The following is a 15,942-nucleotide window of genomic DNA, read 5'->3' on the forward strand; positions in this document are numbered from 1 at the left end:
CTCCGCCTCGCGGCCGCACGCACCGGACCCCGCCCGGCTCGGCTGTGAGGCGCCGTCGCCCGAAGCCGGCCTGATCCAAACGACACCCCCTAGCGCTCGCGGTCCAGGACGCGGCGGGCCGCCTCTGCCTCCGCCGCCGGCGGGGACAACTCGTCGAGGGAGTCGAGCTCGGTGTCGGCCTCCAGCTCCCGCTCCCAGGCCGCCGCCAGCCGCTCCTGTTCCTCGCGCGGTCTGCCGCTGACGGCCTCCCGGTGGTGAGGGTCCAAGACCGTGAGGAATCGTCCGACCGGGTCCGTGGGCATGCCGTGCTCCTTGTCGCTCGGGAGGGCCGCGCTACCGACCCAGGATGGCCAGCCGGCCCTGGGACGGCCGCCCGACACGGCCTGCGACCACCCTGATGGCCCCGCTCCGCCGACGGCGGCCCGCGCGGGAAGCGGTCCGGATGACGACAGCCTCCGGTTCCCCGGATCCCGGGTCACCGGTGGGCAGGGGTGGAGTCGCTGCCCCGCGCCACGGCGCCCGTCCCGGGACGAGGACCCCGGAACCCGTTGTCAGAGCCCTGCTCTACAGTTCCCGTCACTTGATCACTGCGGGTGCGGGAGGCACGCATGGGGTGGGTGTCGGCAGGCGGCTACGAAGTCGCCCTCGATGACGGCAAGGTGGTGTGCCGCAACGCGGCCGGACGGCGGTTGAAGTCCGTGCCGTCCAAGATCGCCGACGATCCGGCGGTGGTGGGGCTGCGTCAGCTCACCGAGTGGCTGGAACGGCACGAACGGCAGTGCCTGGCCGATGTGGAGCGGTGGATGGTGCGCTCGCTGCCGGTGCCGTTCGCGGTCCTGGCGCGGGTGTGGCCGGACCCGGCCTGGCGGGCCGCCCTCCGTGACGTGGTGGTCACCGGCACGGACGGCGCGGTGGCCGGATTCCTGCGGGACGCCGACGCCGATCGCGGCCTCGGCCTGGTCGACCTCGACGGCGACACCGTCCGGCTCACCCCCGGCCTGGTCCGCCTGCCGCACCCCGTGCTCCTCGACGACCTGGAGGAGCTGCGGGAGTTCGCCGTCGAACTCGGCGTCGAGCAGCGCGCCCAGCAGCTGTTCCGCGAGGTGTGGCACCGGCCCGCGGCACTCGACGCCGAGGCCGCCTCCGTCGAGGACTACGCGGGCGGCGCCTTCAAGGAACTGAGGTTCCTGCACGGCCGCGCGACCCAGCTGGGCTACCGCGTGCGCGGCGGCCACGCCGTGTGCTCCGTCGTGGAGGACGGCCGTGCCGTCGAGGCCCGGGTGTGGGTCGGCGACTACGACGGCTACGAGGAGACGGAGACCGGCCCCCTGGTCTTCACCGACCCGGCGGGCCGGGCGCTGAAACTGGGCCGGATCGGGCCGGTGGCCTGGTCGGAGGGCATGCGCATGGCGGCCGCGCTGTACGCCGGACGCGACATCGAGGACGAGGAGCGTGCGGCATGACGACGTACGACGGATTCACGTACGACGAGACCACCTCCGCCGCGCTGCTCGAGGCCGGCGCCGTACTCCCCCCGGGCACCACGGACCGGGAGGACGCCGATGTCCTCACCGTCCGCACGTACACGCACACCGCGCTGGACGAGCGGAAGGTCGTGCGGCTGGTGCCGGGCACGCTGGGCGAGGCGGAGGACCTCGCCCTGGACTTCCTCGGACTGGTCCGCGAGCCGGAGACCCGTGAGGTCGGGCAGGTGCGCCGGGAGACCCTCGGCTTCCCCGCGTGGGCACTGGTCAACGACCCGGCGAACGGGCACCACGCGCTGGCGCTGGTCAAGGACGTCGAGCGGCTCGCCCGGCAGGCCAAGTCCCGCCCCGGTACCGCGAAGGAGGGTTTCGAGGCGCTCGGTGAGCGGCTCGGCCGGGCCGTGCCGCACTTCCTGCCCACCTTCTACGAGCAGGCCGCCCGCGTCTTCCTCCAGCACGAGAACACCACCTACGCGGCGGCGTTCTTCGGCAAGGCCCGCGAGGCGGAGCGGGTGCACGCGCTGACCGTGGACGAGGAGCGGCAGCGGGCCGTGTTCCTGGAGTTCGCCTTCGCCGGGGCCCTGACGGTCAAGGCGCTCAAGGAGCATGTGAAGGCCCTCGCGGCGCGGCTCACCCCGGCCGAGGCCTGGGCGCAGTTCCGGCAGCTGACCGTGGAGCGCTGCGCGGCCGGCATGCCGCCGTACGCGTCGCTGCCCCAGGACGCACGCGCCCTGATCAAGGCCGCCGGCCTGGACCGGGTCACCGAGGAGTGCTCACTGGTCGCGGACCTGATCGCGTCGCCCGCGGCGGTCCGGGCCCCCGCGTCCTTCTGGAACACCTACCGGGCCACGCTCGTCGTCCTCGCCGAACAGCGGCCCGCCGTACGGGACCGGCTGCTGGAGATCATGCCGGCCGGTCTCGGCCGCTCCACCGAGGACGACGAGTTCTGGCTGGCACTGCTCGCCGAGACCGGCGCCGACCGGCTGCTCACGGGCGAGGACGGGGCGACGGACGTGGCCGACGCGGCGGACTGGCTCACCCGTTGGGCGCTGCACCGCAAGCACGGCGGCACGGTCAGCGACCGCTCGCCCGCCACCCTCGCGCTCGTGGAGCGCATGGCCCCGCGCCTGCGCGACCGGGGCCGTCCCGTCGACCTCTTCACGGGCCGCTGGCACGCCGGCGCCGACCTCGACCTGCTGGACCTGTGCGTGGCGCAGGACGTGCCGCTGGCCCCGCCCGGGGCCGGCACGGACGTCCACCTTCCCCTCGGCCAGTGGCTGGAGGACACCCGGCCCGGGCGACGCGACCTGACGGCCGTCGCGGCGGACCGGCACGGCCGGCGCATGCTGTACAACGCCGTCGGCAACCAGCACCGCCGGCACACCGGCCAAGGACGGCTGGAGGGAATCACCGGCCACCCCGTGCTCGCCGACGTGCTCCGCGAGTGGCTGGACGACGCCGCGGGCGAACTGGAGGGCGCGGCCGGTCTGGCGGCCGCCCGCGCGGCGCTCGAGCGGCTGAGCCCGTTCCGCGGGATCGCCGCACGGATCAGCCCGGGGGCCGTCGCCCGGGCCGCCGCACTCGACGTCGCACCGCTGCTCGGCAACGCCCTGCGCGCCGGCATCCCGGACGAACTGGGCTGGCCCGCCCTCGACGAGGCGCTGCGCCGGCTCGACGCCGAGACCCGGCGCGACGGCGAGGACACCCTCGCCGTCCACGAGGCCTGGCCCGCCCTGATCCTCTCCCGCAGGCACAAGGCGATCGTCGTGGGACCGCAGGACGTGCTGCTGGAACACGACCTGCGGCTGCCGGTCGAACTGGACCGCTGGCAGCGGCCCTCGTTCCGCTACACCGACGGTGAACTGCTGGTGATGTGGCGGCAGGACAACAAGCAGTACGGCTACTGGTCGGCCCGCCCGGCCGAGGTGTTCCCGCTCGGCGGCGAGAAGCTCCCGCACTGGTACGGCAGCGGCGACGCCGGAGAGACCTCGATCCCGCTGCCGGACGGTGGCCGCGCCACCGGCGGACGCGCCCTGCACGCCGGTGACACCGTCCTGCCGCCCGCGCGCCGCATCCTCGGGGACGGCACCTCGTACTGGCGCCAGGGACGGCAGGGGCTGCAACAGGTGTGGCTCGAGTACGACCCGGCCACCGGCACGCACGGACGTGCCTCGCTGCCCGCCTTCCTGCGGTCCGGCATCCGCGACGACGCCACCCTGCTCCAGCAGCACTGCGCGGTGCTGCCCCTGCAACCCGGCCTGGAGCACAGCCCGTTCGGCACGGACGGCACGGTCCTCGGCCGCTGGGTGCGCACCGAGGGCGACGGCGACGAGGCCCGCACCACCGTCGGCACCCCGGACGGCCGGACCGTCACCCTGCCGGCACACACGGGGATACCGGGCGTCGCGATCGGCGCGCTGCGGCTGCCCGGCGGCGTCGAGCCCGTCGTCGTCGCCCACCACCGTCAGGTCACCCTGTACACGACGGACGACACCACCGGCGTGCGGGAACTGGGCCGGCTGGCACCGCTGGAGCGCGGCGGCGAGTTCGCCGCCGGCACGCGACTCGTACCGCCGGTCGACTTCTGGCACGCGCTGCGGCCGCGCGACGAGAACGCGTCGGCGCTCCTGCGGGCGCTGAGCGACGAACAGGCGGAGGAGCTGCTGCGCGCCGGGGCGCAGGCGCTGGCCGACCGGCAGGCGAAGATCGCGGCGGCGGCACCGGCCGGCTCCCCGCGGACCGCCGGGCCGCGGAACCCCGCGGGGACCACCACGGGCAAGCCCGCCGTCCCGACCACCGACGAGGTGGTGCGGACGGCCGTGTCCCGCACCCTGCCCGCCCTCACCGAGCCGCGTCTGCTCACCGGTGTCGCCGCCCTCGTGCACGCGGTGCTGCGTCTGGCGGCGTCCGTCACCACCTTCGTGACGCCTCCGGTCGAGCGGCCCAGGACGGAACGCAGCCGTACCGAGGGCATGTTCACCGACTACAGCCCCGAGGACGGCGACGAACAGACACTGAGGGAGGCGACCTCCGGTCTCGCCGAGCTGCACGGCTGGTGGGGCGGTGGGCAGAGCTGGAGCACGCTGCGCCAGATCCGCGCCGTGAACCACGTCCTGTCCGGCAAGCCCGCCGACGGCAGGCCCCTGTCCGCGTCCTCCCGGCCCGCCGGGGCCGCCGAGGGGTGGCGCAGCGACGAGTTCACCGTCCCCGGTATCGGTGCGGTGTGGCCCTCCGTGCTCGACGCGCTGCGCCCGCTCGCCTACCGCGCCGCCTCACCCACCCTGACGGAGACGCACCGCCGGGCGCTGCTCCTGCTGTTCGAGGCGATCACGGAAGGCCCGCTGGCCGCGCCCGGGGGCGCGCTGCGCGAGGTGACGCTGAGCGAGCCGCACGACAAGCAGGAGCGCGTCGGCCAGGTGCTGCGCCGGGAGGGCCGTACCGTCGTCGTCCTCGGCTGCCGGAACGTCGACCACCGCACCGGGCTGGTCAACTGGCTGGCACTGGACCACGATCCGGCCGGCGTCTTCGGTGCGGTCGCACACTTCACGCTGGAGCGGGAGACCGCGCACCCACCGGTGTTCCCGGCCGACGCGCTGACCGCCGTCACCGGCCTGATCCGGGACAAGGGCGCCGCGCCCTGGCAGCCGGAGGCGCCCTCCGCCCTGGCCGCCGCGACGCGGGACGGGCTGGGCCCGGTGCAGGCGGCCCTGCTGCTCGCCGGGCGGCCGCCGCAGCTCACCGACGAGGTGATCGCCGCCACCGGCCTGAAGCCGCGGCAGAAAGAGCTCGGGGACACGCTGCTGGGCTCGCTGGAGCCCGGCGACCGCCTGGCGCTCATCGGTGCGCTCCTCCCCGAGAACCCCGGTGACCTGTGGACCGCCGGACCGGACACGGCCGCGGCGGGCCGGGTGTGGGCCGAGCGCCTCGACGGCGTCGTCCGCCTGCCCGAGGACCTCGCCGGAGAGCTCTCCCTGGCAGGACTGACCACCGGTTCCGCCGAGGAAGTGCTCAACCCGCACCGCACCCCCTGGATCGGCCGCACCACCGTGCAGCGGCCCGACAAGGACGGCACCCTCGTACCGGAGGACCCCCGGGCACTGCCCGGCCGGTACAACCTGACGCGCGCCGTGGCCGCCCTCGCCGGGCTCGCCTACTCCCTGCCGTACGGACACCCCCTGCGCGCCGCCCTGCCCGGAGGGCTCACCGCGCTGCGCCGCCGCGTCGCGGACCCCGGGCTGCTGCTCGACCTCGACCTGGAGTGGACCGAGAAGGGCACGTCGACCGCCGCCGAACTGCGCAAGGCGTACGGACTGCCCGCCACCGGAGGCGCCGACGCGCACGGACTGACACCCGTCGGCGAGGCGCTGGTGCTGCGCCCCTGGTACGGGGACCAGGAGGCCGTCCTGGTCCGCACGAGCGCGCTCAGCACGGTGGACGACCCCCTGTTCGGGCTGATCGAGGGGATCGTCGGACCCGGGCGGCGCGACGGCATGCAGGCGCTGCGGACGATCCTGGGCGACGAACTCGCCCGCGCCCTCGCGGCCGGAACGGATCCCGGGGGGCCCACCGGCTACGCCCAGGACCCGGCCCTCAGCGTGCCCGGCCTGGTCGCCGAGGTCGCCGGGGCCCACGGTCTGGGCGAGGACGCCGCGGCGCTCTACCTGCAACTGCTGGCCCTGCCCGACCCGACGGACCGCAACCGCGCCCGCTGGACGGGCTGGAAGCCCGCCCGCACGAAGAAGGCCCGCACCGAACTGGCCGCCACCGGCCTGGTCGTCGAGGCGAAGCGGGCCCGCGCCGGCCGCACCCTCTTCCTGCCGTGCGGCTGGCTCGACCTGAAGTCCCCCGCCCAGCCGGTGGAGATCTGGAAGCGGGGCCTCTACCCGGTCCACGACCGCTCCCGCGCCGTGCCGCTGCTGCCGGTACCCGAGCTGTTCACGCGCGCCTGGGACCGCGTCCGCGCCGGTGACGCACCCGCCTACGAGGAACTCACCACCCGCGCCACCCGCAAGGGCCGCCGCCGATGACCACCGTCCACCCGCACCCGGAAGAACCCGCATCGATGACCACCACCCTGTCCCCTTCCCCGGCCCGCCAGATCGTCCCGCCCGAGGACCGGTACGCCACCGAACTCGCCTTCCTCACCGCGTACGACGACGGGCCGCGCCCGCCCGCCTGGCGGCTCAGCCCGCGCGCGGCCGTCACGTTCGTCATGGGCAGCGAGGGCCGGGCCCTGAAGCTCCCCGACGCAGCCGAGGCACCCGACGGAGTCCCGCGGCGCCTGGTGATCGAGAGCAAGTTCGTCGGCGACCGGGCACTGGTCGAGCGATGCGTGGTGACCCTCGCCGGCGAGCGCGGTCTGCTGCTCGTCGGCGAACCCGGCACCGCCAAGTCGATGCTGTCGGAGCTGCTCTCCGCCGCCGTGTGCGGGACCAGCGGCCTGGTCGTGCAGGGCACGGCCGGCACCACCGAGGACCAGCTCAAGTACGGCTGGAACTACGCGCTGCTGCTGGCACAGGGTCCCACCCGGCAGGCGCTCGTGCCGTCCCCCGTCCTGACCGCCATGTCCCGGGGCGCGATCGCCCGTGTCGAGGAGGTCACCCGCTGCCTGCCCGAAGTGCAGGACTCGCTGGTGTCGTTGCTCTCCGAGCGGCGGATCGCCGTACCCGAACTGGCCGGCACCGAGGACGCGCTGGCGCACGCGGCACCCGGCTTCAACCTCATCGCCACCGCCAACCTCCGCGACAAGGGCGTCTCCGAGATGTCCGCGGCCCTCAAGCGCCGCTTCAACTTCGAGACCGTCGGCCCCATCGGCGACCTCGACGCGGAGACCGCGCTGGTGCGCGGCCAGGCGCGGGCGTCCGTGGAGCGCGCCGGAGCGCCGTTCCAGGTCGACGACGCCGTGCTGGAGGCCCTGGTCACCGCGTTCCGGGACCTGCGCGAGGGCCGGTCGGCGGAGGGCTGGGAGGTGGAACGGCCGTCGACGGTGATGAGCACCGCCGAGGCCGTGTCCGTCGCCGGCGCGCTCGCTCTCGCGTCGGCGTACTTCCCGGGCGACCGCGATGTCCTCGGACTGCTGCCCGGCCATCTGCTCGGCGTGGTCCGCAAGGACGACCCCGCCGACGCCGCCCGGCTCCGCGGCTACTGGGACGGCCCCGTCCGGCGCCGTGCCGAGCAGGGCTCCGCCACCTGGCGCACCCTGTGGGACCTGCGTACGGTCCTGGAGGGCTGACGACCGTGTCCCTCTCCCACGGGGCCGCCGCCCCGGACGGCTCGCCCGTCCCGCCCGACGAGGCGCTCGCCGCCCTCACCGGCCCGTCCGCGCCCTACCTCGTCGGCGTACGGCACCACGCGCCCTCCCTGGCCGCCGCCGTGCCCGCACTGCTGGACGAGGCGAAGCCGGAGGTGCTGCTCGTCGAACTGCCCGCGGAGATGCAGCAGTGGCTGCCCTGGCTGGGGCACGAGGAGACGCGGGCTCCGGTGGCGCTCGCCGCCGCCCCCGGCGAGGGCGGCGACGGCGGACCGGCGTTCTATCCGTTCGCCGACTTCTCGCCCGAACTGGCCGCCGTGCGCTGGGCCGCCCGGCACGACGTGCCCGTGGTCGCCTGCGACCTGCCGCTCGCCGACCGCGCCTGGTCCGGGGGACGCCGGGAGGCGGGGCCACGGGCCGGCGGCCCCGGTCTCGCCACCGCGCTGCGGACCCGGCTGACGGGCCGCCCAGGGGACGACCTCTGGGACCGGCTCGTCGAGGCGGCCGCCCCCGGCTCCCCGCCCGAGGCCCTGCGCCGGGCCGCCCTGCTCACCGGGTGGGCCCTGCGCGAGGACGCGGTCGCCTCGGGCGGCGTACCGGAGCTGGACCTGCGGCGTGAACGCTGGATGCGGGCCCGGCTGGCCGAGGCCACCGCACGGGGCGAGCGGGCCGCCGTGGTGGTCGGCGCCTTCCACGCCCCGGCGCTCGCAGGGCAGGACGCGGGGAAGGAGGACGCGACGGTCACGGACGCCGGACGGCCCGTCTGGAACACCTCGTTGATCCCGTACACCTATGCCCTCCTCGACGAGCGGTCCGGCTACCCGGCGGGCATCCGGGACCCGGAGTGGCAGGACATGGTCCTGCGCGCGGCGGGTGACCCGGCCGCGCTGGAGGAGGCGCTGACCCGGGCGGCCGTACGCGTCTGCGCGGAACTGCGGGGCCTCGGCCACCCCTCGGGACCGGCCGACGCCCGGGAGATCAGCCGGCTCGCCTCGGACCTCGCCCGGCTGCGCGGCCTGCCCGCGGCAGGCCGCGGCGAACTGGTCGAAGCGGTCCAGACGGTGCTCGCGCAGGGCGAGCCGTACGGGCGCGGCCGGGCCGTGGCACGGGCGATGGAGCGCGTGCTCGTCGGCACGCGTACCGGGCGTCCCGCCCCGCGGGCACCGCGCAGCGGACTCGTCCCCGCGGTCGAGGCCGAGCTGGCCCGGCTCGGCCTGCCCGGCCCCGGGACGGGCGGCCCCGGCCCCGCACGGGACCTGCGTCTTGACCCGCTGCGGTCCGGCCTGGACCGGCGCCGTGAACTGCTGCTGCGCCGGCTGACGGTCTGCGGCGTGCCCTACGCGGAGGCCAAGGAGGTCGTCGGCGCGGGCGGCGCCGAGGCCCTCACCTCCCGCTGGGAGATGCGCTGGACCCCCGCCACGGCGGCCGTGCTGACCACCGCCGGAGTACGCGGAGTCACCCCCGCGCAGGCCGCCGAGGGAGTCCTGCGCGAATGGCGGCGCCGGCAGCGCGACGAGGGCGGGCCGACCGCCGCACAGGCCCTCGAAGGGCTCGAACAGGCGGCGGAGTGCGGCCTGACCGGGCTCGCGGACGAACGGCTCGGCGACGTCGCCGACGTCCTGCCCCGGGCCGGCACCCTGCCGGAACTCCTCGCCGGGCTGGCCCTGCTCGACCGGCTGCGGGCCGGCCATGTCCCGGGGCTCCCCGCCGAGCAGGACCGTGAGGCCCGGGCGGCCGCCGTCGCGGAGCTGCTCACGGCGGCGGCGGTGCGGCAGGTCGACGGACTGACCGGGTCCGAGGACCCGGCCGACGCCCACGCCCTGCTCGAACTCTCCCATCGGGCCGACCTGCTGGGCGGCATCCGGCTCGCCGACGCCCTGGAGCGCCTGTCCGCCGGCGGCTCCCCGCTGATGCGCGGCGCCGCCGGGGCCGTACGCGTCCTGCTCGGGCACGAGGACGCCCGCGCCTTCGGCGACCGCGTGGCCTCCTGGGTCGACGGGGCCACTGCCCCCGACTCCCGCGCCGCCCTCACCGCCCGGCTCGGCGGACTGCTGACCGCCGCCGGCCCCCTGCTGGAGGCGGCGGCCCCGACGCTGGAGCCCCTGCTCACCCGGGTGACCGAGCTGCCCGACCGGGCGTTCCTCGACCGGCTTCCCGCACTGCGCGGCGGCTTCGACACCCTGAGCCCCGCGGCCCGCGACCGCCTTCTCGCGGCCGTCGAGGAACGCCTCGGCACCACACACGTCGCCGACACGGACGACGTAGCCCCGGCCGCGCTCGCCGCCTGGACCGAAGCGGACCTCGCGGCCCGCGGGACCCTGCGGTCGCTGGACCTGCTGCCCACACCGGGCGGCGGTTCGTCGAAGAGCGCGCCGGAGTGCCCGAGGAGCGGCGCTCCGCAGGCCGCCGAGGAGCATGTCCTCGCCCCCGCCGACCGCTGGCGCCTCCTCCTCGGCCGCCGCGCCGACCGGCTGCCGCCGTCCGCGTCACCGCTCGCCACCGCACTGGACGAGCTGTACGGCAGTGGACGCGGCGAAGGCAGCCGGGGAGACCTCACGGGCCCGGGAACCGGCGGGGGACGTCAGGCGCCGTATCCCGGGGTGCGGGAGTGGTCCGAGGAACTGGCCGTGCTGTTCGGGCCGGGCATCCGGGAGGAAGTGCTGGCAACCGCCGCCGCGTCGGGCCGTAAGGACGTCCTCGCCGAGCTGGACGCGGACAGCGTGCGGCCCTCGGTGGACCTGCTGCGCACCGTCCTGCGGCACGCGGGCGGACTGCCCGAGGCCCGGCTGGCCGCACTGCGCCCGCTCGTACGGCGGCTGGTCGACGCCCTGGCCCGGCAACTGGCCACCCGTCTGCGCCCCGCCCTGCACGGCACCGCCCTGCCCCGCCCCAGCAGACGGCCCGGCGGCGGCCTGGACCTGCCCCGCACCCTGCGGGCCAACCTGGCGACCGCGCGCCGCGCCCCGGACGGCACGGTCCAGGTGATCCCCGAGCACCCGGTGTTCCGCACCCGGGGACGCCGGGCCGCCGACTGGCGGCTGATCCTGGTCACGGACGTGTCGGGGTCCATGGAGGCGTCCACGGTGTGGGCCGCGCTGACCGCCTCCGTCCTGGCGGGCGTGCCGACCCTCTCCACCCACTTCCTGGCGTTCTCCACGGAGGTCATCGACCTCACCGGGCACGTGGACGACCCGCTGTCGCTGCTGCTGGAGGTCAGCGTGGGCGGCGGCACCCACATCGCCGCGGGACTGCGGCACGCGCGCGAGCTCGTCACCGTGCCGTCGCGCACCCTCGTCGTGGTCGTCAGCGACTTCGAGGAGGGTTACCCGCTCGGCGGTCTGCTCGCCGAGGTCCGCGCACTGGTCGGAGCCGGCTGCCACGTCCTGGGCTGCGCGAGCCTCGACGACACGGGCCGGCCCCGCTACTCCACGGGGGTCGCCGGCCAACTCGTCGCGGCCGGCATGCCCGTCGCCGCCCTCAGCCCGCTCGAACTCGCCCGCTGGGTAGGGGAGAAGATCGCATGAGCCCGGACCTGCCTCCGGTCGTCCCGTCCGTCACCGCCGAACTCGTCGCGGCGCTCCCGCCCCGGCTGCGCAAGCGGCTGGACGCGGGCGTGACCAAGCTCCTGGCGCGTCCGGCCGTCCGGGAGGGCGACACCGTGCGGATCGCCGTCGACGACGAGACCGATGTCGTCCTGCGGGCGCCCGGCGGGACGGTGACCGGCGCGGACGCGATCCACTGCGGATGCCTGCTGGCCCCCGACTGCCTGCACCGCGCGGCGGCGGCCTCGGCCGCACCGGTCGCCGAGGAGGCCCCGGCCCTCGCCGAGGCCACGGAAACGCGGGACGAGACGCAGACGGCACCGACGGAGCCCGACGCCGCCACCCCCGGACAACGCGCCGCCGCCCGAGCCGTGTTCGACGCGGCCGCAGCCGTCCTGGAGGCCGGCACGGACGGTGCCGGCGCCGTGCTCCAGGCGGAGCTCCTGCAGGCCGCGCACACCGCCCGCCTCGCCGGCCTCCCACGGGCCTGTGCCGCGGCGGTCGCCGTGGTGACCGGGGTGCGCGCGGCCCGCTCCGCCGACCCCGGACACCGCCTCACCGACCTCGCCGGCGCGCTGGCAGGTGTCCTGGGCGTCGCCCACCGCCTCCCGCACGCCACCGGCCCGGACCTGACCGAACTGCGCGGCACGGTCCGGCAGCCGTACCGCCCGGACGGCTCCCTGCGGCTGTACGGGCTCTTCTCCGAGCCCGTACTCACCGCGACCGGATACGCGGGCGCGGTCACCTGGACCGCCGACGCCGACGGACGTCTGTACACGGTGTCGGACGTGGCACCGGGCGGGCCCGCCCGGGCGACCGGCGCCGCCGACCGGGCCGTACGGGTCGGTGACACCGCCCTGACCCACCGGGAACTGTCGCGCGCGGGGCTCGCCGTTTCCGGGGCCACCGTCTCCCCGACGGGCCGTCTCGGGGCGGGGGCGGGGGTGCGGGCGGTCCGCGCGTCCGGCGCCGCCTGGAGTGCCGAGCCGCTGGACCGGTTGTGGACGGTGTCCGCCGCCGAGCAAGTGGCCCGGGCGCTGAACGGCGGGCAGGACCTGCTGTTCCTGGAGGTGACCCTCGCGGGCACGGTGCGGGAGACGACGGGCGACTGTCTGCTGGCCGACTGCGGTGGCCTGCCCCTGCGGCTGGCCACCGCCCACGACGATCCCGCACTCCCTTACCGCGACAACCTCCGCCTGCTCGCCGCCGCCGGGGACAGCCGGCTGCGGATCGTCGCGCGTCTGGCGCCGGGGCCGTACCCGCGCGCCCTGCTGCTCGCCACCGAGCACCCGACCGATCCGGGCGCCCGGGTGGACCTCGGCCTGGACCGCCTCCAGTACGCGGACCTGCCCACCGGCGCGGTCGCGCCACCCGCGCAGGTCATGTCCGCCGGGGACGAGGCCCCGCTGCACCTGCTGCGCCGCCGCGTCCATCAGGCGGTGCCGGGAGGCCGCCGTGTCCTCGCCCTCGCCGGGAACCGGTCGGGCGACGGCACCCGGCTGCGCCGTCTCGGCCTCGCCACGGCGGGTGACCTCCTCGACGACCTCCACGCCGCCGCCGCGGACCGTTCCCGCGACACCTTCGGCCGTCTGCTCCCGGCCGACACGGACCACTTCGCCCGGGCCTGGCTCGCCGCAGCCGTCTACACCGACACGGTCGAACGGGCCCTGTGCGCGGCCGCCTGGGGAGCCGCCGCTCCGGTCCGAACCCCGTGAGCCGGCGTGTTCCTCGCCGAGCACGACCCGGGCGAGCCGGTGCGTGCCTCCGGTGTCGGCGTGCCGCCCGAAGGGCGCGGCGCCCGCGACGCCGGCGGCTACCAGGCGCGCAGGTGCGGGTTCATGCCGGACTTCACGGTGCCCGACGCGGAGACCCGGCGGTCGCCGGACCGGGAGCCTGCCCACCCCGGCCTGATCGCCGGCCTCGAGGACGGCCACTGCTTCACCACGGTCCTGAGCGGGAAACCCCGGGTTTCCCGCTCAGGACCGTGGACCACCGAGTGAGCCGTCAGGCGGCCTGGTGGACGACGAGCTTGAACTCCGCAAGGACGACGTTCCGCGCCACGCTGTCGTCATGGGTGACGCGCACGGCGAGCGGGACGGCCGGGTCGACGAAGATGCCCCACTGCTTCGTCCAGCACTGCATGCCGGGGCTCGGCGGCCGGTGCTCCGTCGCCGTGGTGTCGTGGGGAGCCGGAGTGAGTCCGAGCGGGTCCCGGACGAACTGGTCCCGCAGTTCGTCGTAGCCTCCGGCCTCCCACTGGATCATCGCGTACAGGACACCCCAGCCGGCCGTGCTGGGCCATATCAGCCCGGACCGGTCGTCCGAGTCCCAGTTCGTGACCACGTACCCGTCCGGCTGGTCGACCTGATGCATGGAGAACCGGTCGGTGGACTCGGCGGCCCCGAACGGGAACCGTACGACCGTGTAGGGGCTGTTGGCCGGGATCGACTGCGGAGTGTCCCGCTTCAGGGAACACACCTGCACTCCGGGCGGATCCGTCGCGTCGGTGGACATGGTTCGAATCTGCCCGTTCCCGGACGGTTTGATGTGACCTCCGTCGCAGGCGGCCGAATCGGCCGACCGTCACGTCGTTTCCGTCACGCGCCGGGTGACCGTGCTGTCTTTCCCGGCGCGGACAGCGACGCGCGGCGCCGACGGAAGGCCTCGGCCCCACGTACGGGCGCGTGAGGACCGTGGGGCAGTCATGAGGGTCGTCCCGGCACCGGGCGGCACGGACCGGGTTCACCGGCGTGCGGCGCGGTTGCGGCGTACGGAGGAGTGGAACGACGCGCTGATGAGCGTGACGCCGATGAGGCCGGTGACGATGTCGTTGATCTCGTACTGGATGCTGACGAGAAGGATGAGGGCGAGTGCGCCGATCGCGTAGTGGGCGCCGTGTTCGAGGTAGACGTAGTCGTCGAGGGTGCCCTGGCGGACCAGGTAGACCGTGAGGGACCGGACATACATGGCGCCGATGCCCAGTCCCAGGGCCATCAGCACGATGTCGTTGGTGATGGCGAAGGCGCCGATGACGCCGTCGAAGGAGAAGGAGGCGTCCAGGACCTCCAGGTAGAGAAAGGTGAAGAAGGCGGCTCTGCCCGCCAGGGCGACCGCCGGCCGCCCCGCCCCGGCGTCCTCGGACCGTTGCCCGGCGCGCTCCCCGGCCTCCTCGTCGGCCAGCCTGCTCTCGAAGAAGTCGGAGAGCCCGCCCACGATCAGGTAGGTGATCAGACCCGCGACGCCCGAGACGAGGACCGTCTGGGCCTTGTCGGCATGACCGCCGCCGTGCTGGTGGGCATGGGCGGCGAACGTCATGGAGGTGACGAGGAGGACCCCGAGGGCGACGCAGACCGACAGCATGTCGATCCTGCCGAGCCTGGCCAACGGCCGCTCGACCGGCCCGAGCCACTTGATCTCGCGGTCCTCCAGGACGAAGTCGAGGAAGATCATCAACAGGAACATCCCGCCAAACGCGGCGATCGACGGGTGCGCGTCGGTGACGAGCTCCTGGTAACGGTCCTTGTCGGTGAGTGCGAGGTGGACGGCCTGGGGCGGTGTGAGCCGGGCAGTGACGGCGACGATGACGACGGGGAAGAGCAGCCGCATGCCGAAGACGGCGATCAGGATGCCGATGGTGAGGAAGATCTTCTGCCAGAAGGCGTTGAGCTTCTTGAGGATGCCGGCGTTGATCACCGCGTTGTCGAAGGACAGCGACACTTCCAGAACGGCGAGGACGGCGACCAGCCCCAGCGCCGTCCAGCCGTCGTACAGCACTCCGGCAACCAGGCCGAGGCCCGTGACGGCGAAGGCCCAGCGGAACGTCTTCAGCAGCACACGGCGCTCCCTTCTCTCTCGTCGCGCTCGTCGCCGGACGAGGGGTCTCCTTCCAGTGCCCCTCTCAGGGATGTCTACTACGCCGGTGTCCCGGAAGGCACGGCCGACACCGCTCCGGGCGTCCTTCAGTGACCGCTCGTCGCCCGGCCGCGGGGGTGCGCCGTCGTGACGCTCACCGTGCGACGTCCAGTACGAGCTTGCCGCGGGTGCGGTTGGTCTCGCCCTGGCGGTGCGCCTCGGCGGCCTGCTCCAGTGCGAACACGCGCTCGACCTCCACCCGGACCGTCCCGGAGTCGACCAGGCCGGCGATGGTGGTCGGGGCGGTGCCGTCCGGCTCGACCAGAAGCGGGCTGGTGCGCACTCCGGGTGTGCCTGCACCTGATCCGCCGGGACCACGGGGCGGCGGTGGCCGGTGCGTGGTCGTGCCGTGGCGCGAGGGCGGGCAGGCGCAGTTCATCGAGCACCCGGTACCGAAGGACGCCGACCGTTCCACCTCGGCCACCCGGCAGTGGGCCCTGAACCGGCTGGGCGAACCTCTCACGTGGGAGGACATGGCCCGGCACGCGCACATGAGCGTACGCACCTTCACCCGGCGCTTCCGCAACGAGGTGGGCACCAGCCCCCTTCAGCGGCTGCTGCAGTGCCGGCTGAACCAGGCGCGCCGGCTGCTGGAGTCCACCGATCCGACCGTCGCTCGCGTGGCCACGGCGAGCGGCTTCGGCGACGCCGTCGCCCTGCGCAGGCACTTCGCCGCCCACCTCGGCCTCTCCCCGCTGGCCTACCGCCGTGCCCACAACGCCCCGGACCTGACAGCGACGGGGTGAACACCCGG

Annotated in this window: 10 protein-coding genes and 1 pseudogene; 7 read left to right on the forward strand and 4 right to left on the reverse strand. The window is 75.2% G+C overall.

Annotated elements, in window-relative coordinates; translation table 11 throughout:
- Positions 1–89 precede the first annotated feature (89 nt).
- Complete coding sequence (locus ACH4VX_RS08885) at positions 90–302, reverse strand: hypothetical protein (protein WP_398366677.1); 213 nt, start codon at positions 300–302, stop codon at positions 90–92.
- A gap of 306 nt (positions 303–608) precedes the next feature.
- Here ACH4VX_RS08885 and ACH4VX_RS08890 point away from each other — a divergent pair, with 306 nt between their 5' ends.
- The 6 genes from ACH4VX_RS08890 to ACH4VX_RS08915 are packed head-to-tail and all read left to right on the forward strand — an operon-like array spanning position 609 to position 13,276.
- On the forward strand, positions 609–1,463 hold the full coding sequence (locus ACH4VX_RS08890) for a DUF4132 domain-containing protein (protein ID WP_398366678.1): 855 nt from the start codon (positions 609–611) through the stop codon (positions 1,461–1,463).
- Entirely contained in the window at positions 1,460–6,511 is a 5,052-nt protein-coding gene (locus ACH4VX_RS08895) for a hypothetical protein (RefSeq protein WP_398366679.1), read from the forward strand. The genes ACH4VX_RS08890 and ACH4VX_RS08895 overlap by 4 nt, the downstream gene beginning before the upstream one ends.
- A 35-nt stretch (positions 6,512–6,546) precedes the next feature.
- Positions 6,547–7,716: an AAA family ATPase gene (locus ACH4VX_RS08900; protein WP_398366680.1), complete on the forward strand. Its 1,170-nt coding sequence runs from the start codon at positions 6,547–6,549 to the stop codon at positions 7,714–7,716.
- 5 nt (positions 7,717–7,721) lie between these two features.
- Entirely contained in the window at positions 7,722–11,258 is a 3,537-nt protein-coding gene (locus ACH4VX_RS08905) for a DUF5682 family protein (RefSeq protein WP_398366681.1), read from the forward strand.
- Positions 11,255–12,991: a hypothetical protein gene (locus ACH4VX_RS08910; protein WP_398366682.1), complete on the forward strand. Its 1,737-nt coding sequence runs from the start codon at positions 11,255–11,257 to the stop codon at positions 12,989–12,991. The genes ACH4VX_RS08905 and ACH4VX_RS08910 overlap by 4 nt, the downstream gene beginning before the upstream one ends.
- Positions 12,992–12,997: 6 nt before the next feature.
- Positions 12,998–13,276: a hypothetical protein gene (locus ACH4VX_RS08915; RefSeq protein ID WP_398366683.1), complete on the forward strand. Its 279-nt coding sequence runs from the start codon at positions 12,998–13,000 to the stop codon at positions 13,274–13,276.
- 4 nt (positions 13,277–13,280) lie between these two features.
- On the opposite strand, the gene ACH4VX_RS08920 is transcribed toward ACH4VX_RS08915, so the two are convergent.
- From ACH4VX_RS08920 to ACH4VX_RS08930, 3 genes are all read right to left on the reverse strand, one after another.
- Positions 13,281–13,790 carry a hypothetical protein gene (locus tag ACH4VX_RS08920; RefSeq protein WP_398366684.1) on the reverse strand — a complete coding sequence of 170 codons (510 nt, stop codon included), beginning with the start codon at positions 13,788–13,790 and terminating at the stop codon, positions 13,281–13,283.
- Between the two features lie 228 nt (positions 13,791–14,018).
- Positions 14,019–15,110: a DUF475 domain-containing protein gene (locus ACH4VX_RS08925; RefSeq protein ID WP_398366685.1), complete on the reverse strand. Its 1,092-nt coding sequence runs from the start codon at positions 15,108–15,110 to the stop codon at positions 14,019–14,021.
- A gap of 172 nt (positions 15,111–15,282) precedes the next feature.
- Positions 15,283–15,471, reverse strand: coding sequence for a zinc-binding dehydrogenase (locus tag ACH4VX_RS08930; protein ID WP_398366686.1), 189 nt, complete (start codon positions 15,469–15,471; stop codon positions 15,283–15,285).
- Positions 15,472–15,476: 5 nt separating this feature from the next.
- Between ACH4VX_RS08930 and ACH4VX_RS08935 the strand changes: the two are divergent.
- A pseudogene (locus ACH4VX_RS08935) lies at positions 15,477–15,934 on the forward strand (GlxA family transcriptional regulator); the annotation flags it as partial.
- Positions 15,935–15,942: the final 8 nt, after the last annotated feature.

Origin of the sequence: Streptomyces sp. NPDC020731, from assembly GCF_044334705.1 — a bacterium.
Lineage (GTDB): Bacteria > Actinomycetota > Actinomycetes > Streptomycetales > Streptomycetaceae > Streptomyces.

What these genes read in the sequence shown, in the direction of transcription:
- ACH4VX_RS08885 (WP_398366677.1), bottom strand. Translation starts at nt 302, where the DNA reads ATGCCCACGGACCCGGTCGGACGATTCCTCACGGTCTTGGACCCTCAC.
- ACH4VX_RS08890 (WP_398366678.1), top strand. Translation starts at nt 609, where the DNA reads ATGGGGTGGGTGTCGGCAGGCGGCTACGAAGTCGCCCTCGATGACGGC.
- ACH4VX_RS08895 (WP_398366679.1), top strand. Translation starts at nt 1,460, where the DNA reads ATGACGACGTACGACGGATTCACGTACGACGAGACCACCTCCGCCGCG.
- ACH4VX_RS08900 (WP_398366680.1), top strand. Translation starts at nt 6,547, where the DNA reads ATGACCACCACCCTGTCCCCTTCCCCGGCCCGCCAGATCGTCCCGCCC.
- ACH4VX_RS08910 (WP_398366682.1), top strand. Translation starts at nt 11,255, where the DNA reads ATGAGCCCGGACCTGCCTCCGGTCGTCCCGTCCGTCACCGCCGAACTC.
- ACH4VX_RS08920 (WP_398366684.1), bottom strand. Translation starts at nt 13,790, where the DNA reads ATGTCCACCGACGCGACGGATCCGCCCGGAGTGCAGGTGTGTTCCCTG.